Genomic DNA, 21504 nt, shown 5'->3' with positions numbered 1-21504 from the left:
CGCCCTCACCCGCCTACACCTCGGCGGCTACCAAACCCCACTACCCGGCCGCAACTCTCCCACCTGACCCACACATCAGACAGGAGAGCCAAAAACACGTGGTTGGATCTCCTTTCCGCGTGCGTTTGCCCTTGATCGATGCGAATGCCCTTGATCGGCGTCCGCGCCCGCGGCGTCCGCGCGTAGGGTGCCAGCGTGCGGGTGGTTGTCGTCGGGGCTGGTGTCGGTGGGTTGGCCACCGCCGTCCGGCTCGCGCTCGCCGGGCACGACGTCACCGTGTTCGAGCGCTCCGAAACCGTCGGGGGCAAGCTCGGGCGGTACGCGCGGGACGGGTTCACCTTTGACACCGGGCCCAGCCTGCTGACGTTGCCGCAGGTGTTCACCGAGCTGCTCGGGCCGCTCGATCTCGTGCCGCTCGACCCGATCGTGCGGCACGCGTTTGCGGACGGGACGGTGCTGGACTCGTGCCGTGATCCAGACGTGTTCAGCGAGCGGATCGGCGCGTCGCTCGGTGCCGGTGCCGCACGCGAGTGGGCGGGGCTGTGGCGGCGTGCGGAGCGGGTGTGGGGCGCCGCGTGGCGAGACATCCTGCGCGCCGATGTCGGCTCCCCGCTGGCTCTGGCACCGCTCGCCTGGCGGCTGCGGGACCTGTGGGCTGTCCGCCCAGGTCAGACGCTACGCGGGCTGGGGATCGCCGATCGGCGGCTGCGGATGCTGGTCGACCGGTACGCCACCTATGCGGGCGCCGATCCCCGTCGGGCGCCGGCCGCACTGCTCGCCGTGCCGTACGCCGAGCTGACCTTCGGCGGCTGGTACCTGCGCGGCGGGCTGGCCGGGCTGGCCGACGCGCTGCTGGCCCGCTGCCTCGACCTGGGCGTCGTCGTGGAGACCGGCGCGCGGGTGACCCGGATCGAGGCGGCCGGTGGCCGGGTACGCGGCGTGCGGGTGGGCGGCGCGTCCGTGGCGGCCGACGCGGTCATATCCAATGTGGATGCCCTGACGACGTACCGCGAACTGATGCCCGCGCCGAGCCGCCTGGCCCGGCTCGCCGACCGGAGCCTGGCCGGGTTCGTGCTGCTGCTCGGCGTGCGCGGTGAATCCGGTGCGGCGCACCACACCGTCTACTTCCCGCGGGACTACGACGACGAGTTCGACGCGGTGTTCGGCGGGCCGGGGCGGCGCGCTCGACCAGTACCCGATCCGGCTGTCTATGTCACCGTGGCCGACGATCCGTCGGTGCGGCCGCCGGGGCACGAGGCGTGGTTCGTCCTGGTGAACGCGGCCCGGCACGGCACCGCGGCGGGTGCGGTGGACTGGCGCCGGCCGGGACTGGCCGAGGCGTACGCCGACCGGATCCTGGACGTACTCGCCGAGCGCGGTGCCGACGTGCGCGACCGGCTGGTCTTTCGCGAGATCCGCACGCCCGCGGACCTCGCCGACGGCGCGCACGCCCCCGGTGGCGCGATCTACGGCACGGCCGGCAGCCTGATGCGCACCCCGAACCGCGGCCCCGTGCGCGGCCTGTACCTGGTCGGCGGCTCCACGCACCCGGGCGGTGGCCTGCCGATGGTGCTCCTCTCAGCGGAGATCGTCGCCCGCGCGCTCCTCCGTGATCAGGGCGTCCCTCAAGTCGCTCTAACGACTTCAGGGACGCCCTGATCACGGCCCGAACCACGTCAGCGAAGCGCTTGCCTGACCGCCGCGAGTAGTTGAGCCAGCCCGAACACCGCCAGCGTCAGCCAGATCGCGCTCACCACGGTGATGACACCCGCGGGCAGATCGTGCTGTACCAGGCCGGACGCCCCGGCCAGCAGCAGCCCGGCGACGGCCAGGACGACGCGGGTGGGCCGCTCCCCGACGGTCACCACGCCGATCTCCCGCATGCCGGCGGCCGCCGCCCGTGCCCGCACGTACTCGTGCAGCCAGCACACCGCCCCGACCAGCACGACGAGCGGCGCGGACGCGCCCACCACCCAGAACGCCACCAGCCAGCACGCCTCGCTGATCCGGTCGGCGAGCGAGTCGTACAGGTACCCGAGCCGCGAGGTCCGGCCGGAGATCACCGCCACCGCGCCATCGACGCTGTCTGCGACCGCCGAGAGCAGCACGAACACCGCCGCCACCACGAGCCGCCCGGTCGACTGGCCGGCCAGCACCGGTACCGACACGGAGAACGCCAGGCCCGCGCCGGTCACCGCCGCCGGTGGTATCCCGGCACGCGCCAGCGCGGAGCCCATCGTGTACGCCGAGCGCAGCCACCGGCGCACCGCCGGACCGGCGCGGCGCGGGTCGAAGCCGCCGTGCAGGCGAGCCCACTCGACGGCGTAGCCATCCCAGTTACCCACCATCGATCAACCGATCAAGCGGGCTGTCAGATACGAGCACCGACCTGGAGGTGTTGCCAGACCTCGCGGGTCGCCGTCGACCTGTTGAGTGTGATGAAGTGGATGCCCGGCACGCCCTCGGCGAGCAGCCGCGCGCACATCTCGCTGCACTGCTCGATGCCCAGCTGACGCACCGCGTCGGGGTCGTCTGCCACCCGCTCGAACCGCGCCAGCAGCGCCGGCGGGAACGGCGCGCCCGATAGCTGCTCGGAGCGCTCGATGGTGGCCATCCTGGTCACCGGCATCACGCCCGGCAGGATCGGGGTGTCGCAGCCGACCGCGGCGACGCGGTCACGCAGCCGCAGGTAGTCGTCGGCGTCGAAGAACATCTGCGTGATCGCGAAGTCAGCCCCCGCGCGACACTTCGCCACGAAATGCTGGGTATCGGAGGCGATGTCGGGTGAGCGCGGATGCTTGTACGGGAATGCGGCCACACCCACGCAGAAGTCGCCCGACTCCTTCACCAGGCGCACCAGATCGTCGGCGTACAGGACGCCGTCGGGGTGCCGCACCCACTCGCCCATCGGGTCACCCGGGGGGTCACCCCGAACGGCGAGGACGTTGCGCACACCCACCCCGGCCAGCCGGCCGATCACGTGCCGCAGCTCGGCCACCGAGTGGTTGACCGCCGTCAGGTGGGCCATCGGCAGCAACGTGGTCTCGGTGGCGACCCGCTCGGTCACGGCCACGGTGGTGTCGCGGGTCGTGCCGCCCGCGCCGTAGGTGATCGAGACGAACGACGGGCGCAGCGACTCCAGCTCGCGAATCGCCTGCCAGAGCAGGCGCTCCCCCTCCGCCGTCTTGGGCGGGAAGAACTCGAACGAGAAGGTCGGCCCGCCGTCGCGGATCAGCTCGCCGATCGACGGCTGCGATCCGGGGAGGATGGAAGGGAGTCCGAGTGCCACGATGCGACTGTATCGGCTCTCGCCATCGCGACTCGCCCGCATCTCAGCTCGTGGCCCGCCGCCCCCGAAAACGTCGTACCCCCGGCGTAGAACTACGACCAGCACGGGGAGTCACGTCCGGCCCACGCGAAGGCCGGCCGTGATGGCGCGTCAACCCGTGCGGCAGCAACACGGGGGCGTCCGGCGGCGCTTCGATCGAAGCGCCGCCGGACGGTCGTGGGGTCAGCACCATCGAGCACATCGAGGCTGCTGGAGATGCACGTGTCCGATCGACAACATGTTCCCGACCCTGACGGCACACAATCCATCGCGCCGGAGATCTTCGGCGCTCGGCTGGCCGCCCTGCGCATGGGGCGCGGCTGGTCACAACTGCGCCTCGCCGAGCAGCTCTGTGCGGCGGCTGGCGTGCCCACGGTCAGCCGGCACGAGGTCTCGCGCTGGGAGCGCGGCGAACGCGTGCCCGGTGAGTTCTGGCTGGGCTGGCTCGCCGTGGTGCTCGACTCGCCGCACGCCGAGCTTGTCGCGGCGGCGGCGAGGGCACGCCGGAGACCGACACGCCGGCCGGCAGGCGGTTCCGGCACCGGCGGGCAGGCCGAGCTGCTGCGGCTGGCCCGCGCCTGGCTGGTCGACCCGGGTGGCTGGCCCGGGCCCGCCGACCGGTGGCCGGCCATCGAGCCACACGCACCCGCCGCGCGTCTCGCCGCCGTCGCGGTAGGGCTGGCGCGCGGGCTCGCGCCCATCGAAGCGCCGTCCGAAGGGCCGTTCGAAGGGCCGACCCAGGCGCCCGCCGCACCACCCTCGGGGGCGCCGGCCGAGACAGCCGGTGGCCTGGGCGCGGCCGTGGCCGAGCTGCGCCGCCTCGACGATCTCGTCGGGGGTGCCGACCTCGCCGGTCCGGCCAGCCGCCGGCTCGACGGCGTGCTCGCCACCATGGTCGAGGATGGCGTCACCCCAGCCACTCGGCACGGCCTGCTCGCACTGGTGGCCGAGGCCGCGCAGCTGACCGGCTGGGTGGCGGCCGACGCCGGCGACGTCGCGGGGGCGTTGTCGGCGTACCGGATCGCGCTGGTCACCGCTGGTGCGGCGGGTGACCGGCCGCTCGGGGCGCACGTGCTCGGTTCGGCGAGCCATCTGCTCGCGGCGAGTGAGCCAGGTGACGCGCTGCTCCTGGCCCGCATGGCACTGGCCGGCGCCCGGCGTGGCGCGTCCGCGTCCCTGCGGGCACTCCTGCTGCACAGGTTGGCCATCGCCGCCACCGGCTGCGGCGAGCGGCGCCTGGCACACGCGGCGCTCGCGGCGGCCGAGACCGCGAGGCGGCGGCGTGATCCGCGCCACGATCCACCCTGGCTGTACTGGCTGGGCGACACCGAGCTGTCCGCGCTGACCGGCCGTTGCCTGGCGGCGCTCGGCCGACCGCTGCGGGCCGAGCCGCTGCTCACCGCCGCGGTCACGGGTGCGACCGGCCCGCGGTCGGCCGCGGTCTACGGCGCCTGGCTGGCGCGGGCCTGCCTCGACCTCGGCGAGGTCGAGCGCGCTTGCGAGGTCGCGGGTGGCGCGCTGCTCGACGCGATCCGGTCCGGCTCCGCGCGGGCCGCGACAGAGGTCGATCGGGTACGCGTGCCGCTGGCCGCACACCGCCACCTTCCCGAGGCACACGCATACACCGAGTTCGTGGCCGTGTGCCGGCCGTACCTGCCGACCGCCGTGATCGGCACCACGCTCGCGGGTAAGGGGGTGAACGTCTAGCGTCATCGTGTGCGGGCAAACCAAAATTCGGCGGCGGCCGCCGACCTGGCCGGCGTGCGGTCCCGCGTCGACAAGGCATTGGCGGTGTTCCTCGCGCGGCGGCGCGAGTGGATGACCGCCGTCGATGACGCGCTGCGGCCGGTCGCCGACGCCCTCGACGATTTCGTACTCGGTGGCGGCAAGCGTCTGCGCCCGGCCTTCGCGTACTGGGGGTACCGCGGGGCCGGCGGAGTCGACTCCGACCAGGTCGTCGCCACCGTTGCCGCCCTGGAGCTCGTACAGGCCAGCGCGCTGATCCACGACGACCTGATGGACCGCTCCGACACCCGGCGCGGCCAGCCGGCGACACACCGGCGGTTCTCCACGCTGCACCGGGAGGCGAGCTGGCAGGGCGACCCGGACGGCTTCGGCGACTCGGTCGCGATCCTGCTCGGCGACCTGTGCCTGGTCTGGTCCGACGAGCTGCTCCACACGGGCGGGCTGCCGCCGGATACGCTCGCCCGGGTCCGCCCGGTCTTCGACGAGATGCGCACCGAGGTCACGGTCGGCCAGTACCTCGACGTGCTGACCCAGGCGACCGGCGACACGTCGTTCGAGCGGGCGAGCAAGGTGGCGCGGCTGAAGGCCGCCAAGTACACGGTCGAGCGGCCGCTGCTGCTGGGCGCCGCCATCGCCGACGCGCCCGCCGCCATCGTGGCCGGCTATTCGGCGTACGGGCTGGCGATCGGCGAGGCATTCCAGCTGCGCGACGACGTGCTTGGGGTCTTCGGCGACCCGGCGGTCACCGGCAAGCCGGCCGGCGACGACCTGCGCGAGGGCAAGCGCACGTACCTGATCGCGGCGGCCTTCGACGCCGCCGGCCCCCACGAGCGCGAGGTACTGGCCACGCGGCTCGGTGAACGCACGCTCGACGACGCCGGGGTGGCCGAGCTGCGCGAGATCATCACGGCGTCCGGCGCCCTCGACCGCACCGAGCGCCGCATAGCCGACCTGACCACCGAAGCCCTGGAGTCACTGGCATCCACCCCCGTCGCGCCAGACGCCCGCGAGCCGCTGATCTCGCTGGCGGCGGCCGCAACCGCCCGCCGCGTCTAGTGATCAGGGCGTCCCTGAAGTCGTTAGAGCGACTTGAGGGACGCCCTGATCACGAAGTGGGGGTCAGGGGGTTGGGGTGGGGTCGGGGTTTGGCGACTCCGTCTGCTGGGGTGTGGTCGGCGTAGGGCTCGGGTCCGGGCTGGTGACCACCGGCGGCGGCGACGTCGGGCGCGGAACCGGCGGGGTCACGCACGCACACGTCGGGCTCGGAACCGGCCGTGCCACGCCACCCGGCCCTGGCCGCACCGGGCGCGGGCTGGGCTTGCGTGGAGTGACGGTCGTCGTGCCCACCTGCGCGGTCGCGGGCGGCGTGCCGGGCCTCGCCGCCGGCTGCTGCGGCAGCTCCGTCTCGGATGACGACGGTGCCACGGCCGGAAGGGCATGAGGCTGGCCGGCCGGCTCGTCGGCGGGTAGCGCCCCGAGCCCGGTCACGACCGCGAAGTACGTGCCCGCGGCACCGGCCAGGGACAGCGCCCCGAACGTCGTCGCGGCGAGCAGCTTGCGCCGCGGGCGTTCGGTCGCCTCGTACTCTGGGTAGAGCACGTCGGTCGTCACGTCCGCGGATGCCGACTCCGGCCGCCGCGCCATGTCGTACTGCAGCGAACGCCAGGCGCCCGCCACCTCGCGGCCAACTCTCCTCACGGTCTCTCCTGTCGTAGAGGCGCACCCGGATCGGGGGTTGCTGGTGCCGGCCTCACCCCACGTGGCAGGGTGAGCGGGTGAGCGAACCCTTGCCGCCAACGGACTGGCTGACCCTGCCCGAGGTCGCCGAGCGCCTCGAGCTGACGATCAGCAAGGTCAACCAGATGGTCCGGGATCACACGCTGCTGGCGGTCCGTCGCGACGGCGTAAAGCGAGTGCCCGCTGAGCTGGTGGCCAACCACACCGTGCTCAAGCACCTCCCCGGCGTCCTCACGTTGCTGCGCGACGCTGGGTACAACGACGAAGAGGCGTTGCGGTGGCTGTACGAAGCCGATGACACGCTTCCGGGGGTACCGGCCGTGGCGCTCGGCACCCATCGCGCCACCGAGGTGAAACGGCGCGCGCAGGCGCTCGGATTCTGACGTGCGCCACCTGACGTACCTGGCCGTCCTCGCCGGCTGCCTCGGCGCCGCGCTGTGGCTGGAGCCGGTGCTGCGGGTGGGAGTACTGCGCCAGTGGCGGCGCCTGCTGCTGACGCTGCTGCCGGTGGTGGCGATCTTCGTGGCGTGGGACCTGGCCGCGATCGCCGCCGGCCACTGGACCTTCGACCCGGAGCAGACGACCGGTGTGGTCCTGCCCGGCGGGCTGCCCATCGACGAGCTGCTGTTCTTCGTCGTGGTGCCGGTGTGCGCCGTACTCGGGTTCGAGGCGGTACGCAAGGTGCTGCGAGACCCGTGACGTACACGGTGGCGGCGCTGCTCGGGGTCGCCGGTGCGCTGGTCGTCGACCTGTTCGTGCTGCGTACCCGGCTCGTGCGGCGCCTGGTCTTCTGGGCGACGTACCCGATCGTGTTGACCTTCCAGCTCCTGTCGAACGGGATCCTGACCGGGCGGGACGTCGTGCGGTACGACCCGGACGCGATCATCGGGCTCCGGATCGTCTACGCGCCCGTCGAGGACCTGTTCTTCGGGTTCGCGCTGGTGCTGCTGACCCTCTCGATCTGGACACGACTGCGCCCCACGGGCTCCGCCGGGACACGGAAGGGCGGCTGGTAGAGGTGGCTGGCGCGAACGGGCGACGGAAGACATAGACTGCCTGCCGATGGAGATACAGGTCGCCGACACCCTCTTGGGCACGCTAGTCGACGGGCGCTACCGCATCCGCGGTCGCGTGGCCCGTGGCGGCATGGCGACCGTATACATGGGCGTCGACGAGCGCCTGGAGCGCACCGTCGCCCTCAAGATCATTAACCCGGCCCAGGTACGCGAGGCCCGCTTCGTCGAGCGCTTCACCGACGAGGCCAAGACCATCGCGCGTCTCACTCACCCGAACGTGGTAGCCGTTTACGACCAGGGCACCCACGGCGGCCTGCCGTACCTGGTGATGGAGTTCGTCCGCGGCCGCACGCTGCGCGACGTGCTCGCCGAGCGTGGCCGGCTCAACCCGGGCGAGGCGCTCGCGATCATGGAGCAGATGCTCTCGGCGATCGCGGCGGCCCACCGGGCGGGCCTGGTGCACCGCGACGTCAAGCCGGAAAACGTGCTGGTCGCCGAGGCACCGAGCGGCGGCTCGACCAACCTGGTCGACAGCGTCGTCAAGGTCGCCGACTTCGGGCTGGCCAGGGCGGTCGAGGCGAGCGCCGACGACGAGGCCGGGCAGCTCATGGCCACCGTGGCGTACGTGGCACCGGAGCTGGTCACCAACGGTCACGCCGACGCGCGCACCGACGTGTACTCGGCAGGGATCGTGCTCTTCGAGATGTTGACCGGGCGCGTGCCTTACGACGGCGACCAGCCGGTACAGGTGGCATGGCAGCATGTCGACCGCGACGTGCCGCCGCCGTCCGCGCTGGTGCCCAGCCTGCCCGTGGTCCTGGATGATCTGGTGGCGCGGGCCACGCGCCGCGATCCGGGCGCCCGCCCGACGGACGCCGGCGCCCTGCTCGCCGAGGTGCAGCAGGTGCGCGACGACCTCGGCACCTCGTCGAACGCAAGCACCGCCGTCCTCCGCCAGGTGTCCGCGCCCACCCAGGTGATCTCGTCGGTGGCCACCGAGCGCCCGCAGTGGACGCGCCTGCCGGAGCAGAAGCCTGGCCGGCGCCGCGCGGAGACCCAGCAGGGCTTCGGCGCGAAGGCGCGGGCGCTGCGCGACCAGCTCATGGCGCAGAAGCGCGGCCGCACCGCTGTCGCGGCCGCGATCGTCACGCTCGGCCTGCTGGCCGTGGTGGGCGGCTGGTGGTTCGGCATGGGGCGCTACACGGTGGCGCCGCAGTTCACTGGCATGGCGAAGGCCGAGGCCGACGCGCAGGCCGTCAGGGGCGGCTTCACGATCAAGTACGCCGACGGCAGGTACGACGAGCAGGTCGCCAAGGACATGGTGATCTCGCAAGACCCGCCGGCCAGCGCCCGGATCGTCAAGGGCGGCACGATCACGCTGGTGCTCTCGCTCGGCCCGGAGCGCTACAAGGTGCCCGACGTGGTGGGCACCGACCTCACCCAGGCGAAGGTCGACCTGGAGCAGGCGAAGCTGGTGGTCAAGGAAGGCCCGAAGAAGTTCGACGACTCGCTGCCCGAGGGCGTCGTGATCGCGGTCGACCCGAAACCGGGCACCGAGGTCAAGGCGGGCAGCACGGTCACCGTGACGGTGAGCAAGGGCAAGGCGCCGATCACCGTGCCGAACGTGATCGGTAAGAACATCAACGAGGCCCGCACCATCCTCCAGCAACTCGGCCTGACGGTCGTCGAGCAGTACAAGGACTCGGATCGCGGGAAGGACGAGGTGATCGCGCAGAGCCCGACCGACGGCGCGGGTGTCGAGCGCAACGCCGAGATCAAGCTCGAGGTCAGCAAGGGCCCGCCCGCGATCATCGTGCCGCGCGTGGTCGACCTGCCCTGCCCGCAGGCGCAGCAGGTGCTCCAGCAGCAGCAGCTCAACTCGCGCATCGAGGGCAACCCGAACGGCGTCGTCCGGTTCCAGAACCCGGGGGAAAACAACCAGGTCGCACCCGGCACCGAAGTCGTACTGGGATGCTTCTGAGACGGGTCGGCTCGCACACTCCCACGGCTGGCGGTCTGGCGAAGGCGGCGCTGCCGTACGTCGACGGAGCCGGCTCCGAGGTCGCGCAGATCTTCGTGTCGAACCCGCGCGGCTGGGCGCTGTCTCCCGGCGACCCGGCGCAGGACGAGGCGTTCATCGCGGGCTGCGCCGAGCGTGACCTGCCCGTGTACATCCACGCGTCGCTGCTGGTCAACCTCGGCTCGCCGACACCGGCGACGGTGGAGAGGTCGACGGCGACGCTGGCGCACGCCCTGGACCGTGGAGCGGTGCTCGGCGCCTCGGGGGTCGTGTACCACGCCGGCAGCGCGGTGGACGAGGGGCACGCGACGGCCGCGCTGCGCCAGGTGCGCGAGGCGCTGCTGCCGCTTCTCGACAAGTCCGCCGCCAGCGGCGGCCCGAAGCTGCTCGTCGAGCCCAGCGCGGGCGGCGGCCGATCACTCGCCGCGCGTGTCGAGCAGCTGACGCCGTACCTGGAAGCCGTCGACTGGCACCCCTTTCTGGGCGTGTGCCTGGACACGTGCCACGCCTGGGCGGCCGGCCATGATCTCGCGGTACCGGGCGGCATGTCGGCGACGCTGGAGGCGCTGGTGGCCGCCGTCGGCCCGGACCGGCTCGGGCTGGTACACGCCAACGACTCCCGCGACGCCTGCGGCTCCACCCGCGACCGGCACGAGACCGTCGGCAAGGGCATGATCGGCGAAGCCGCGTTTGCCGAGCTCATGACGCATCCGGCCACCGATGGCGTGCCGGTGGTGGTGGAAACGCCCACCGAGGGTTTTGTCGGGCACGATGCCGACATCACATTGCTGAAGCGCTTGCGCTGACCCGCGCCTTTAGGGCACCCTTACTCAGGCCAGGCTAACCACAGTAAGGGCTTCCTCATGTACGTCTGCATCTGCGCTCGGGTTCGCGAGGGCGAAGTTCGCACCGCGATCCGCTGCGGCGCGCGTAGCGAGGAGTCCGTCGGCGACGCGTGCGGCGCCGGCACCGGCTGTGGCACCTGCCTGGACCGCATCTGTGACCTGATCGACGAGGAGAACGCCGCCGACACGCTGCTACCGATGGCTGCCTGACCAGCTCAGGGCGTAGGCTCACCCCCACACGTACTCATGTGGGGGTCTTCGGCATGCAAGGCGACGCTCGCGTCATCGAATTTCTCAACGAGCAGCTCACGGCTGAGCTGACCGCGATCAACCAGTACTTCCTGCACGGCAAGATGCAGGAAAACTGGGGCTACACCAAGCTCGCAAAGCACACCAAGCACGAGTCGATCGACGAGATGCGCCACGCCGAGGTGCTGACCGACCGCATCCTCTTCCTCGAGGGCCTGCCGAACTACCAGAAGCTCTTCGCGCTTCGCATCGGCGAGACCGTCAAAGAGCAGTTCGAGTGCGACATGAAGATCGAAGAGGAAGCGGTCGAGCGGCTCCGTCGCGGCGCCGAGTACATGCGCTCGATCGGCGACATCACGTCGGCCCGGATCTTCGAGGACATTCTCGCCGACGAGGAGCACCACATCGACTACCTGGAGACTCAGCTCGCCCTGATCGAAAAGCTGGGCGAGGCGCTGTACCTCCAAAACGTCACCGAACACCCCGAGGCCGGCTAGCTCCTGATCACGAGAGGACGCGGGTAAGGACCTCGGTCGCACGATCGAGAGCGGCGTCGTCGAGGTCGAGGTGCGTGACCAGGCGCGCGGTTCGTGGCCCGAGCACTGATACGAGTACGCCTTCCTTCCGGGCCGCGGCCGCGATGGTGGGCGCGTCGTAAGGCGCCTTCGTGAGGTCGAGCGGCACGATGTTGGTGCGCACCGCCCCGGCGACCACTCCGAACGGGGCCAGCGCCTCAGCGAGCCGCGCCGCCCGAGCGTGGTCGTCGGCGAGCCGCCCCAGGTGATGCTTCAGCGCGTACCGGCCCGCCGCCGCCAGCACACCGGCCTGCCGCATGCCGCCGCCGAGCCGCTTGCGGATGACCCGCCCGGCCGCGATCCGCTCCGACGTGCTGATCACCAGTGATCCGACCGGTGCGCCGAGCCCCTTGGACAGGCACACCGACAGCGTGTCGAAGAGCGCACCGTACTCCGCCAGCGCCACCCCGTCGGCCACGTGCGCGTGCCAGATCCGGGCGCCGTCGCAGTGCAGCCGCAGCCCGGCGTCGTCGGCGATCCGGCGCAGCTCGCGGAGCGTGGCCAGCGGGATCACCCCGCCACCGCCCCGGTTGTGGGTCTGCTCGACCGCGATCGCCGTGGTGGGCACCGCGTGGTACCCATCGGGCCGCACCATCGCGGCCACCTGCTCGGCGTCGATCGTGGCACCGACCGCCGGCCAGGTGCGCGTCGAGATCCCGCCCAGCGCGGCGGCCGCTCCGGTCTCGTACGTCACCACGTGCGCGTCGGCGTCGCACAGCAGCTCGGTGCCGCGCGGGGTCACGAGCTGGAGGGCGATCTGGTTGGCCATCGAGCCGGTGGGTGTGAACAGCGCCGCCTCGTGCCCGAACAGCGCCGCCACCTCGGCTTCGAGCGCGTTGACGGTCGGGTCCTCGCCGTACACGTCGTCGCCGACCTCGGCCTCGGCGATCGCCTGCCGCATGCCAGGGGTCGGCCGGGTGACCGTGTCTGACCGGAGATCGATCATCCCCGGAGCATCTCCGCGACCAGGAACGCCAGCTCCAGCGACTGCTGGGTGTTGAGCCGCGGGTCACACGCCGTCTCGTACCGGTCGGGCAGGTGCACGTCTTCGATCGCCTGCGCCCCGCCGAGGCACTCGGTGACGTCTTCACCGGTCAGCTCGATGTGCATGCCACCGGGGTGCGTGCCCAGGTTGCGGTGCACCTCGAAGTACCCGAGCACCTCGTCGACGATCCGGTCGAAGTGCCGCGTCTTGTACCCGTTCGACGACTCGATCGTGTTGCCGTGCATGGGGTCGCACTGCCAGACCACCTTGGCGCCGCTGGCGTGCACCTTCTCCACGATCGGCGGCAACGAGTCGCGCACCTTGTGGTTGCCCATCCGCGCGACAAGTGTGAGCCGGCCCGGCACGTTTTCCGGGTTCAGCTTCTCGCACAGCTCGATGGCCTGCTCGGGCGTGGTCGTGGGGCCGAGCTTGACGCCGATCGGGTTGGCGATCCGCGAGATGAAGTCGATGTGCGCCCCGTCGATCTGCCGGGTGCGCTCGCCCACCCACAGGAAGTGCCCGGACAGTCCGTACGCCCGGCCGCCCGCCACCCGCGTCAGCGCCCGGTCGTACTCCAGTGCCAGCGCCTCGTGCGAGCAGTACAGCGTGACCGTGCGCAGGGCCTCTTCGTCCTGCATGCCGCACGCCTGGATGAACGCGAGCGCCCGGTCGATCTCGCGGGCGATCGCCTCGTATCGCTCGCCGGCCGCCGACCGCCGGACGAAATCCTTGTTCCAGTCGTGGACGGCGTGCAGGTCGGCGAGGCCACCGCCCAGGTACGCCCGGAGCATGTTCATCGCGGCCGCCGAGTTCGCGTACGCCCGGATCATGCGCTGCGGGTCGGCCACCCGCGCCTCGGGCGTGGCGTCGAGCGAGTTGATCATGTCGCCGCGGTACGCCGGCAGCCCCAGCGAGTCGGTCGGCGACGAGCGCGGCTTCGTGTACTGCCCGGCGACCCGGGCGACCTTGACCACCGGCAGCGACGCGCCGTAGGTCAGCACGACCGCCATCTGCAGCAGCGTGCGCGCGTTTGCCGACAGGTGGCTGTCGGTGTTGTCGGCGAACGTCTCGGCGCAGTCGCCGCCCTGCAGCAGGAACGCCTCGCCCGCGCACACGAGCGCCAGCCGCTCCCGCAGCCGGTCGACCTCGTAGGGCGCCACGACGGGCGGCACGCTGTCGAGAACGGCGCACACCTCACCGACGACCGCCGGATCCGGCCACGGCGGCGTCTGGGCGCGCGGGAGCTCTCGCCAATTGTCGAGCCCAAAGGCCCTGACCTCGGCGGAGTCGTCGGTGGGCCGGCCGATCTCGAGCCCCGGATTACGAACCTGGTGCCACTCCTGGCGCATGCAGAAAGCTTAGGTCCCCCACCTAGCTCTTCGCTGGCTGCCCCCAGTCGGGATCGCGGCCGAAGGCGGCCACCAACCGCTCAAGCTCCCCCGGCGCGCTCCCCGACTCGACCCGCGGGGCGATCATGCCGGCTTCGCGGTACATCTGCTCCTGGCCGGCGAACCACTGCGCGCACGCGCGCACCACGTCGGCGTCCATGCGGGTGTCGGCGCCGATCGCCACGGCCAGGTCCCACCCGTGCACGACGTGCTCGGCGATGAGCTGGTTGACGTACTCCGCGATCGGCGTGTCGCCGTACGACAGGTGCACGGTCCGGTCCAGGGCGCCGGGCGCGGCGAGTTCGCGTACCGAATCGTCGCCCGCCTCCCGAGCGTTGCCGGCGGGGTCGGCGCCGAGCACGTCACCTTCGTAGCGGTCGCCGACCTCGGCGATGGTCGCGCCCTGGAAGAGCGGCGACGCCCACCGGTCCTCGTACACGACGTGATTGACCAGCGTGCGCACGTCCCAGTCGTCACAGGGGGTGGGCGCCTTCCATTGATCGTCGCGGACCTGCGACACCCGGCCCGTGAACTCCGCGACGCTGCGCCGGTAGACCTCCAGCAGTTCCATACGCAGATTGTTCACCCGCGACCGTTCATTGAATGGTTTCAGGCTCCAGAACGCCGTCCGCGACCAGCACGCGGTACCGGCGCCGCAGGGTCGTCCCCGCCGGGACGACCAGCGGCCGATCCCACGCGAGCGCCGCGCAGACGCCCGGGTAGCCGCTCACCCGGACGAACCAGTGGTCGTCGTCCGCGATTCCGGAAAAGACCAGCGTGTACTGGGAGCCCCGCACACCCACCCATGGCTCGACGCTGCCGTGTGTCTTTTCCTCGCCGTCCACTGTGGCCGTGAAAACCTCAGGCGTGCCGAGCGGAAGCCGCCAGAAGAAACCGCCATAGCCCGCGTTTCCGGGGCGCCCATTGGTGGCTGGGCTGCCGAGCGCGATGTCGCGCCCTTCCGGCGCCGTGAGCGTGAACCCGAAATCCAACGTCCAGCCCTGCGGGGCGGGCGCCGCCTCGATGACGCGCTCCTCGTTCAGCAGCGTCTCGCCGGCCGGGTCGAGCCACCGCAACCGGTGCGCCAGCTTCGAATCGGTGCGCTCGATCCAGCCGTCGTGCACCATGCGCCCGTGGTCTTCGAGCCACGTGTATCCGGCGTCCCGCACGTAGGTGCGGCCACCCCAGATGTTGGTGCCCGACACGTCCTGCACGGCGAGGCCGGCGCCGAGGTGCCAGCGGTGGTCTTCGGGAAAGACGTCGGTGACCGTCACACCGCCGAGCGTCCGGACGGGGTGCAGGTACGGCCGGGGCGACAGCTTCGGGTCGATGTCAGGCTCCAGCACGTACTCGGCCACCGTCTGTCCGGCTACCAGCAGCTCAGTCATCCGGACAGCGTACTGGGGCTCAGGTACGCTGCAGCTTTCGGAAGGTGGTGGCGGTGCCAGGACCAGCGGTGAGCATCCGCGATGTGGCAAACCACGCGGGCGTTTCAGTGGGCACGGTGTCCAATGTGCTCAACCGCCCCGACATCGTGGCGCCCACCACCCGCTCGCGCGTGCTCGCCGCGATCAGCGAGCTTGGTTTCGTGCCCAACGACGCCGCACGGCAGCTGCGCCGTGGCCGGGGCCGCACGCTCGGTCTGGTCGTGCTCGACGTGTCCAACCCGTTCTTCACCGACGTGGCCAAGGGCGTCGAAGACACCACCGGCGCGGCCGGCATGGCGGTCATCTTCTGCAACAGTGACGGCGACCCCAACAAGGAAAGTGCGTATCTCGACCTGCTGGAAGAGCAGCGGGTCCAGGGTGTGCTCATCACGCCGATCGACGACGCCAACACCCGCCTGGTCCGGCTGCGCGATCGAGGCGTGCTGGTGGTGCTTCTCGACCGCCGCTCGCCGCGCCCCGACCTGTGCTCGGTATCGGTCGACGACCGGCTGGGCGGCGAGCTGGCCATGCGGCACCTGATCGAAAACGGGCACCGGCGCATCGCGTTCGTCGGTGGCCCGCACCGGTTGGAGCAGGTGCGCGACCGGCACGATGGCGCGATGCGGGCGATCGCCGCGGCCGACCTCGCCCCGGAGGTGCTGCGCCGGTTCGACACCCCCGGCACCACGGTCGCCGCCGGCCGCGACGCCGCCGCCCGCATCCTCGGCATGCCGCGCTCCACGCGCGCCACGGCGGTCTTCTGCGCCAACGACCTGCTGGCCCTCGGCGTGCTCCAGGGCCTGACCCGCCAGAGGGTACGGGTGCCAGACGACATCGCGCTGGTCGGATACGACGACATCGACTTCGCGGCCGCCGCGGCGGTGCCGCTGTCGTCGGTACGCCAGCCACGGCAGCGCCTCGGGCAGACCGCCGCGACCCTTCTGCTCGAAGAGGCCAACAGCCCAGACATCCACCGCCACCAGCAAGTGATCTTCGAGCCGGAGCTGGTCGTGCGCGAATCAAGCCAGTTCGTCCGTAGCGGCGGCTGACTCAATTCTTGACACGCTCACCGCAACGCTCCTATGTTATAACCGTTGAAACGGTTCACAACCGCTCTCGGAGGCGGCATGCGGCGCGTCTGCTTCATCTTGCGGGTCAAGCCGGACCGGCTGGCGGAGTACCGGGAGCGGCACGCTGCCGTCTGGCCCGAGATGCTCGCCGCCCTGCGCGACACCGGCTGGCACGACTACTCCCTCTTCCTGCACGACGACGGCCTCCTGGTCGGGTACTTCATGACCGATGACCTGGCCGCCTCGCTCGCCGGCATGGAGCGCGCGGAGGTCAACGCGCGCTGGCAGGCGGAGATGGCGCCCTTCTTCGAAAACCTCGATGGGCGGCGGCCCGACGAGGGCTTCGTCGTCCTCGAAGAGATCTTCAATCTTGACGCCCAGCTTGCCTCATCACTCCCCACCCCCCAACCCCCGCACACGGAGGCCCTTCAATGACCGACCACGTACGGGCGGCCCTGCGTGCCCAGCAGATCGAGGTGCCCTCGTGGGCGTACGGGAACTCGGGCACCAGGTTCAAGGTGTTCGCCCAACGGGGCGTGCCGCGCAACCCGCAGGAGAAGATCGCCGACGCCGCGCAGGTGCACAAGTACACCGGCATCTCCCCGATCGTGTCGCTGCACATCCCGTGGGACAAGGTCGACGACTACGAGGCGCTGGCCAAGTACGCGGGTGACCTGGGGGTGCGGATCGGCGGCATCAACGCCAACGTCTTCCAGGACGACGACTACATGCTCGGCAGCGTGACGAACCCGGACGCCCGGATCCGGCGCAAGGCGCTCGACCACCTGCTGGAGTGCGTCGACATCATGGACGCCACCGGGTCGCGCGACGTGAAGCTGTGGTTCTCCGACGGCACCAACTACCCGGGGCAGGACTCGATCCGGGCCCGCCAGGACCGCCTCGCCGAGGCACTCAGCGCCGTTTACGACCGGTTGGGCGAATCCCAGCGCATGCTGCTGGAGTACAAACTCTTCGAGCCCGCCTTCTACACCATGGACGTGCCGGACTGGGGCACGGCGTACGCGCACTGCCTGCGGCTCGGCCCCAAGGCGCAGGTGGTCATCGACACCGGCCACCACGCTCCGGGTACCAACATCGAGTTCATCGTGGCGTTCCTGCTCCGCGAGGGGAAGCTGGGCGCGTTCGACTTCAACTCCCGCTTCTACGCCGACGACGACCTGATGGTGGGCGCGGCCGACCCGTTCCAGCTGTTCCGGATCATGCACGAGATCGTGCAGGCCGACGCGCTGCGAAACGACTCGGGCATCAACTTCATGCTCGACCAGTGCCACAACATCGAGCCGAAGATCCCGGGCCAGATCCGCTCGGTGATGAACGTGCAGGAGGCGACCGCCAAGGCGCTGATCGTCGACACAGCCGCGCTAGACGCCGCGCAGCAGAACGGTGACGTACTGGGCGCCAACGCGGTGCTGATGGACGCGTACAACACGGACGTGCGGCCGCTGCTCGCCGAGGTGCGCGCCGAGATGGGCCTGGACCCCAACCCGATGGCGGCGTACGCCCGATCGGGTTACGCCGACAAGATCGTGGCCGAGCGGGTCGGCGGCCAGCAGGCCGGGTGGGGTGCCTGATGTCCACGTCCGAAGAACTGATCGCCCGCTCCAACCGGCTCGGCGCCGATCCCCGCAACACCAACTACGCCGGCGGCAACACCTCCGCCAAGGGGTCCGATGTGGACCCGGTGACGGGCCAGCCCGTCGACCTGTTGTGGGTCAAGGGTTCCGGCGGCGACCTGGGCACGCTCACACCCGCCGGGTTGGCCGTGCTGCGCCTCGACCGGCTCCGCGCGCTCGTCGACGTGTACCCCGGTATCGAGCGTGAAGACGAGATGGTGGCCGCCTTCGACTACTGCCTGCACGGGCGGGGCGGGGCGGCGCCGTCGATCGACACGGCCATGCACGGCCTTGTCGACGCCGCGCACGTCGACCACCTGCACCCCGACGCGGGCATCGCGTTCGCCACCGCTCTCGACGGTGAAGCCCTGACCAAGGAGTGCTTCGGCGACCGCGTCGTGTGGGTGCCGTGGCGCCGGCCCGGTTTCCAGCTCGGGCTCGACATCGCCGCCGTCAAGGCCGCCAACCCGCGCGCGATCGGTGTGATCCTCGGCGGGCACGGCATCACCGCGTGGGGCGCCACGAGCGAGGAGTGCGAGGCCAACTCGCTGGAGATCATCCGTGCCGCGCAGGCGTTCATCGACGAACGCGGGCGCACCGAGCCGTTCGGGCCGGTTGTCGAGGCGTACACAGCCCTCCCGGAAGCCGAGCGGCGCGAACGCGCCGCTTCGCTGGCCCCGGTGATCCGTGGTCTGGCCTCCACCGACCGGCCGCAGGTCGGCCACTTCACCGACAGCGACGCGGTTCTCGACTTCGTGTCCCGCGCGGAGCACCCGCGGCTCGCCGCGCTCGGCACCTCGTGCCCGGACCACTTCCTGCGCACCAAGGTCCGCCCGCTGGTGCTCGACCTGCCGCCCACCGCGCCGCTCGACGAGACGGTGGCCCGGCTGAAGGAGCTGCACGCCGCCTACCGCGACGCCTACCGCGCGTACTACGACCGGTTCGCCACCCCCGACTCGCCGCCTATGCGCGGTGCCGACCCGGCGATCGTGCTCGTGCCGGGCGTCGGGATGTTCTCGTTCGGGGCCAACAAGCAGACCGCCCGGGTGGCCGGCGAGTTCTACGTCAACGCCATCAACGTGATGCGCGGCGCCGAGGCCATCTCCAGCTACGCGCCGATCGACGAGTCGGAGAAGTTCCGCATCGAGTACTGGGAGCTCGAAGAGGCCAAGCTGCGCCGCATGCCCAAGCCGAAGCCGCTCGCCACGCGGGTCGCGCTGGTCACCGGCGCCGGCTCGGGGATCGGGCGGGCCATCGCGCTCCGGCTGGCCGCCGAGGGCGCCTGCGTGGTCATCGCCGACCGCGACGCCTCCTCGGCGGCTGCTGTGGCGGCCGAGATCGGCGGCGCCGACGTGGCCGTACCGTGCACTGTGGACGTTACCGACGAGGCGGCCGTACGGGCGGCGATCGACGCGACCGCGCTCGCGTTCGGCGGCGTCGACCTGGTCGTCAACAACGCCGGCCTGTCCATCTCCAAGCCGCTGCTGGACACCACCGAGGCCGACTGGGACCTCCAGCACGACGTGATGGCTCGCGGATCCTTCCTGGTAGCGCGGGAGGCCGCGCGCGCGATGGTGGCGCAGGGCATGGGCGGCGACATCGTCTACATCTCCAGCAAGAACTCGGTGTTCGCCGGCCCCAACAACGTCGCCTACGGCGCCGCCAAAGCGGATCAGGCCCATCAGGTACGCCTGCTCGCCGCCGAACTCGGCGAGCATGGCATCCGGGTCAACGGCGTCAACCCCGACGGCGTGGTGCGGGGCTCGGGCATCTTCGCGGGCGGTTGGGGCGCGAAGCGGGCGGCCGTTTATGGCGTACCGGAGGAGGAACTCGGCGCGTACTACGCCAAGCGCACGCTGCTGAAGCGGGAGGTCCTGCCCGAGCACGTGGCGAACGCGGTGTTCGTGCTGACGGCCGGCGAGCTGTCACACACGACCGGGCTGCACGTGCCGGTCGACGCCGGCGTGGCCGCGGCATTCCTGCGATGAGCACACCGGTCGCGGCGGTCGACCTCGGTGCGTCGAGCGGGCGGGTGATGGTCGCCAGCGTCTCGCCCGACGCGGTGACGCTCGACGAGGTGCACCGGTTCGACAACGGCCCGGTCAGCCTGCTCGGCCGGCTGCACTGGGACGCGCTGCGGCTCTACAGCGAGATCGTGGCCGGGCTGCGGGCCGCCGCGGCCCGGCGGCCCGACCTGGCCAGCGTCGGCATCGACTCGTGGGCGGTCGACTACGGCCTGCTCGACCGCGATGGCGCGCTGCTCGGCAACCCGGTGCACTACCGCGACTCCCGCACCGACGGCGTGATGTCCACAGTGGTCGGAAAGCTGGGCGCCGAGTCGCTGTACGAGACGACCGGGCTGCAACTGCTGCCGTTCAACACGCTGTTTCAGCTCGTGGCGGCCGGGTCGTTGGAGGGCGCGGAACGCCTGCTCCTCATGCCGGACCTTATCTCGTACTGGCTGACGGGTGTCGCGGGTACCGAGGTCACCAACGCCTCCACGACCCAGTTGCTCGATGTGCGTACCCGGGAATGGTCCTCCGATCTGATCGCCCGCGCGGGCCTGCCCGCGCGGCTCTTCGGTGACCTGCGGCGGCCCGGCGACCCTGCCGGCACGCTGGTCCCGGAGGTGCTCGACCGCCCGGTGCCGGTGACCGCGGTCGGCTCGCACGACACCGCGTCGGCCATCGTGGCGGTACCGGCCGACGGCGACCGGTTCGCGTACATCTCCTGCGGCACCTGGTCGCTCGTCGGCGTGGAACTGCCTGAGCCGGTGCTCAGCCCAGCCAGCCGCGAGGCCAACTTCACCAACGAAGCGGGCGTCGACGGCACCGTGCGGTACCTGCGGAACGTGATGGGGTTGTGGCCGCTCCAGGAATGCCTGCGCGCCTGGCCCGGTGCCGACCTGCCCACCCTCCTCGGGGAGGCAGCCGAGTTGCCGCCGCTCCGTGTCATCGTCGACGTCGACGACCCGGCCTTCCTACCGCCCGGCGACATGCCCGCCCGGATCGCCGCCGCCTGCGCCGCCACCGGCCAGCCCGTGCCCGGCTCCCCCGCCGAGTTCACGCGCTGCATCCTGGACAGCCTGGCGCTCGCACACCGCCGCGCCGTCCACCAGGCTCAGGAGCTGAGCGGCCACTCAGTCGACGCGGTGCACATCGTCGGCGGCGGCGCCCGGAACGCGCTGCTGTGCCAGCTCACCGCCGACGCCTGCGGCCTCCCCGTGGTCGCCGGCCCCGTCGAGGCGACCGCCCTCGGCAACGCGCTCGTGCAGGCCAGGGCGCTCGGCGTGGTGAGCGGCGGGCTCGGCGAGCTGCGCGCGCTGCTGCGCCGTACCCAGAAAATCGATGTCTTCCAGGCAAAGCCAGGAGTGGAGGCCGCGTGGCGCGCGGCCGAACGCCGGTTACGCTGACGGGGTCTTCGCGGCTCGGGGTGCTCGCGGAGACCCGGGGCGCTGCGCCTTCGTGCGGTAGGCGCAGCGCCC

Annotated in this window: 22 protein-coding genes; 15 read left to right on the top strand and 7 right to left on the bottom strand. The window is 71.4% G+C overall.

Going from position 1 to position 21504, the window contains the following annotated elements; translation table 11 throughout:
• The first annotated feature begins 195 nt into the window (after positions 1–195).
• Positions 196–1659: a phytoene desaturase family protein gene (locus QMG73_RS33240; protein WP_281902360.1), complete on the top strand. Its 1464-nt coding sequence runs from the start codon at positions 196–198 to the stop codon at positions 1657–1659.
• Between the two features lie 17 nt (positions 1660–1676).
• Here the strand turns inward: QMG73_RS33240 and QMG73_RS33235 are convergent, their stop codons facing one another.
• Both QMG73_RS33235 and metF read right to left on the bottom strand, forming a co-directional pair.
• Positions 1677–2348: a CDP-alcohol phosphatidyltransferase family protein gene (locus tag QMG73_RS33235; protein ID WP_281902359.1), complete on the bottom strand. Its 672-nt coding sequence runs from the start codon at positions 2346–2348 to the stop codon at positions 1677–1679.
• 23 nt (positions 2349–2371) lie between these two features.
• On the bottom strand, positions 2372–3289 hold the full coding sequence (gene metF / locus QMG73_RS33230) for a methylenetetrahydrofolate reductase [NAD(P)H] (protein ID WP_281902358.1): 918 nt from the start codon (positions 3287–3289) through the stop codon (positions 2372–2374).
• A 261-nt stretch (positions 3290–3550) separates the two neighbouring features.
• Here metF and QMG73_RS33225 point away from each other — a divergent pair, with 261 nt between their 5' ends.
• A complete protein-coding gene (locus QMG73_RS33225; RefSeq protein WP_281902357.1) occupies positions 3551–5035 on the top strand; it encodes a helix-turn-helix domain-containing protein in 1485 nt (494 codons plus the stop codon).
• 111 nt (positions 5036–5146) lie between these two features.
• The gene (locus QMG73_RS33220) at positions 5147–6130 is read left to right on the top strand and encodes a polyprenyl synthetase family protein (RefSeq protein ID WP_281902363.1); all 984 of its coding nucleotides are present in this window, start codon (positions 5147–5149) and stop codon (positions 6128–6130) included.
• Between the two features lie 63 nt (positions 6131–6193).
• Here QMG73_RS33220 and QMG73_RS33215 read toward each other — a convergent pair whose 3' ends face one another.
• Positions 6194–6772 (bottom strand): hypothetical protein, encoded by a 579-nt coding sequence (locus tag QMG73_RS33215; protein ID WP_281902356.1) that lies wholly within the window; start codon positions 6770–6772, stop codon positions 6194–6196.
• A 77-nt stretch (positions 6773–6849) separates the two neighbouring features.
• Here QMG73_RS33215 and QMG73_RS33210 point away from each other — a divergent pair, with 77 nt between their 5' ends.
• The 7 genes from QMG73_RS33210 to bfr are packed head-to-tail and all read left to right on the top strand — an operon-like array spanning position 6850 to position 11438.
• A complete protein-coding gene (locus tag QMG73_RS33210) occupies positions 6850–7194 on the top strand; it encodes an Rv2175c family DNA-binding protein (protein WP_281902354.1) in 345 nt (114 codons plus the stop codon).
• Position 7195: 1 nt separating this feature from the next.
• Complete coding sequence (locus QMG73_RS33205; protein WP_281902353.1) at positions 7196–7510, top strand: lycopene cyclase domain-containing protein; 315 nt, start codon at positions 7196–7198, stop codon at positions 7508–7510.
• Positions 7507–7827: a lycopene cyclase domain-containing protein gene (locus QMG73_RS33200; protein ID WP_281902352.1), complete on the top strand. Its 321-nt coding sequence runs from the start codon at positions 7507–7509 to the stop codon at positions 7825–7827. The genes QMG73_RS33205 and QMG73_RS33200 overlap by 4 nt, the downstream gene beginning before the upstream one ends.
• Positions 7828–7873: 46 nt before the next feature.
• Positions 7874–9808, top strand: coding sequence for a Stk1 family PASTA domain-containing Ser/Thr kinase (gene pknB, locus QMG73_RS33195; protein ID WP_281902348.1), 1935 nt, complete (start codon positions 7874–7876; stop codon positions 9806–9808).
• On the top strand, positions 9799–10653 hold the full coding sequence (locus tag QMG73_RS33190; RefSeq protein ID WP_281902346.1) for a deoxyribonuclease IV: 855 nt from the start codon (positions 9799–9801) through the stop codon (positions 10651–10653). Before pknB ends, QMG73_RS33190 begins: the two co-directional genes overlap by 10 nt.
• 57 nt (positions 10654–10710) lie before the next feature.
• On the top strand, positions 10711–10902 hold the full coding sequence (locus QMG73_RS33185) for a (2Fe-2S)-binding protein (RefSeq protein WP_281902344.1): 192 nt from the start codon (positions 10711–10713) through the stop codon (positions 10900–10902).
• A gap of 53 nt (positions 10903–10955) precedes the next feature.
• Positions 10956–11438: a bacterioferritin gene (gene bfr / locus QMG73_RS33180; protein ID WP_281902342.1), complete on the top strand. Its 483-nt coding sequence runs from the start codon at positions 10956–10958 to the stop codon at positions 11436–11438.
• A 7-nt stretch (positions 11439–11445) separates the two neighbouring features.
• Here the strand turns inward: bfr and QMG73_RS33175 are convergent, their stop codons facing one another.
• Genes QMG73_RS33175 through QMG73_RS33160 form a run of 4 tightly spaced genes read right to left on the bottom strand, consistent with a single transcriptional unit; the run spans position 11446 to position 15277 of the window.
• Positions 11446–12462, bottom strand: coding sequence for a threonine aldolase family protein (locus tag QMG73_RS33175; protein ID WP_281902340.1), 1017 nt, complete (start codon positions 12460–12462; stop codon positions 11446–11448).
• Positions 12459–13850, bottom strand: coding sequence for a class II 3-deoxy-7-phosphoheptulonate synthase (locus tag QMG73_RS33170; RefSeq protein ID WP_281902338.1), 1392 nt, complete (start codon positions 13848–13850; stop codon positions 12459–12461). Before QMG73_RS33170 ends, QMG73_RS33175 begins: the two co-directional genes overlap by 4 nt.
• Positions 13851–13872: 22 nt before the next feature.
• Complete coding sequence (locus tag QMG73_RS33165) at positions 13873–14460, bottom strand: TIGR03086 family metal-binding protein (RefSeq protein WP_281902336.1); 588 nt, start codon at positions 14458–14460, stop codon at positions 13873–13875.
• 25 nt (positions 14461–14485) lie between these two features.
• A complete protein-coding gene (locus QMG73_RS33160) occupies positions 14486–15277 on the bottom strand; it encodes a DUF6807 domain-containing protein (RefSeq protein WP_281902334.1) in 792 nt (263 codons plus the stop codon).
• Between the two features lie 53 nt (positions 15278–15330).
• Here QMG73_RS33160 and QMG73_RS33155 point away from each other — a divergent pair, with 53 nt between their 5' ends.
• The 5 genes from QMG73_RS33155 to QMG73_RS33135 are packed head-to-tail and all read left to right on the top strand — an operon-like array spanning position 15331 to position 21432.
• A complete protein-coding gene (locus tag QMG73_RS33155; RefSeq protein ID WP_281902332.1) occupies positions 15331–16365 on the top strand; it encodes a LacI family DNA-binding transcriptional regulator in 1035 nt (344 codons plus the stop codon).
• Between the two features lie 45 nt (positions 16366–16410).
• The gene (locus tag QMG73_RS33150) at positions 16411–16821 is read left to right on the top strand and encodes an L-rhamnose mutarotase (RefSeq protein ID WP_281902330.1); all 411 of its coding nucleotides are present in this window, start codon (positions 16411–16413) and stop codon (positions 16819–16821) included.
• The gene (rhaI, locus tag QMG73_RS33145; protein ID WP_281902327.1) at positions 16818–17978 is read left to right on the top strand and encodes an L-rhamnose isomerase; all 1161 of its coding nucleotides are present in this window, start codon (positions 16818–16820) and stop codon (positions 17976–17978) included. The genes QMG73_RS33150 and rhaI overlap by 4 nt, the downstream gene beginning before the upstream one ends.
• Positions 17978–20008, top strand: a complete 2031-nt coding sequence (locus QMG73_RS33140; RefSeq protein ID WP_281902325.1) for a bifunctional aldolase/short-chain dehydrogenase — start codon at positions 17978–17980, stop codon at positions 20006–20008. Before rhaI ends, QMG73_RS33140 begins: the two co-directional genes overlap by 1 nt.
• The gene (locus QMG73_RS33135; protein WP_281902322.1) at positions 20005–21432 is read left to right on the top strand and encodes a rhamnulokinase; all 1428 of its coding nucleotides are present in this window, start codon (positions 20005–20007) and stop codon (positions 21430–21432) included. The genes QMG73_RS33140 and QMG73_RS33135 overlap by 4 nt, the downstream gene beginning before the upstream one ends.
• The last annotated feature ends 72 nt before the right edge of the window (positions 21433–21504 follow it).

It is taken from the genome of Phytohabitans aurantiacus, from assembly GCF_027923225.1.
Taxonomy (GTDB): Bacteria; Actinomycetota; Actinomycetes; order Mycobacteriales; family Micromonosporaceae; genus Phytohabitans; species Phytohabitans aurantiacus.
This window is presented reverse-complemented; position numbering and strand designations above follow the sequence as displayed.

What these genes read in the sequence shown, in the direction of transcription:
- QMG73_RS33135 (WP_281902322.1), top strand. Translation starts at nt 20,005, where the DNA reads ATGAGCACACCGGTCGCGGCGGTCGACCTCGGTGCGTCGAGCGGGCGG.
- QMG73_RS33220 (WP_281902363.1), top strand. Translation starts at nt 5,147, where the DNA reads ATGACCGCCGTCGATGACGCGCTGCGGCCGGTCGCCGACGCCCTCGAC.
- QMG73_RS33235 (WP_281902359.1), bottom strand. Translation starts at nt 2,348, where the DNA reads ATGGTGGGTAACTGGGATGGCTACGCCGTCGAGTGGGCTCGCCTGCAC.
- QMG73_RS33190 (WP_281902346.1), top strand. Translation starts at nt 9,799, where the DNA reads ATGCTTCTGAGACGGGTCGGCTCGCACACTCCCACGGCTGGCGGTCTG.
- QMG73_RS33175 (WP_281902340.1), bottom strand. Translation starts at nt 12,462, where the DNA reads ATGATCGATCTCCGGTCAGACACGGTCACCCGGCCGACCCCTGGCATG.
- QMG73_RS33170 (WP_281902338.1), bottom strand. Translation starts at nt 13,850, where the DNA reads ATGCGCCAGGAGTGGCACCAGGTTCGTAATCCGGGGCTCGAGATCGGC.
- QMG73_RS33160 (WP_281902334.1), bottom strand. Translation starts at nt 15,277, where the DNA reads ATGACTGAGCTGCTGGTAGCCGGACAGACGGTGGCCGAGTACGTGCTG.
- QMG73_RS33185 (WP_281902344.1), top strand. Translation starts at nt 10,711, where the DNA reads ATGTACGTCTGCATCTGCGCTCGGGTTCGCGAGGGCGAAGTTCGCACC.
- rhaI (WP_281902327.1), top strand. Translation starts at nt 16,818, where the DNA reads ATGACCGACCACGTACGGGCGGCCCTGCGTGCCCAGCAGATCGAGGTG.
- bfr (WP_281902342.1), top strand. Translation starts at nt 10,956, where the DNA reads ATGCAAGGCGACGCTCGCGTCATCGAATTTCTCAACGAGCAGCTCACG.
- QMG73_RS33140 (WP_281902325.1), top strand. Translation starts at nt 17,978, where the DNA reads ATGTCCACGTCCGAAGAACTGATCGCCCGCTCCAACCGGCTCGGCGCC.
- QMG73_RS33165 (WP_281902336.1), bottom strand. Translation starts at nt 14,460, where the DNA reads ATGGAACTGCTGGAGGTCTACCGGCGCAGCGTCGCGGAGTTCACGGGC.
- pknB (WP_281902348.1), top strand. Translation starts at nt 7,874, where the DNA reads ATGGAGATACAGGTCGCCGACACCCTCTTGGGCACGCTAGTCGACGGG.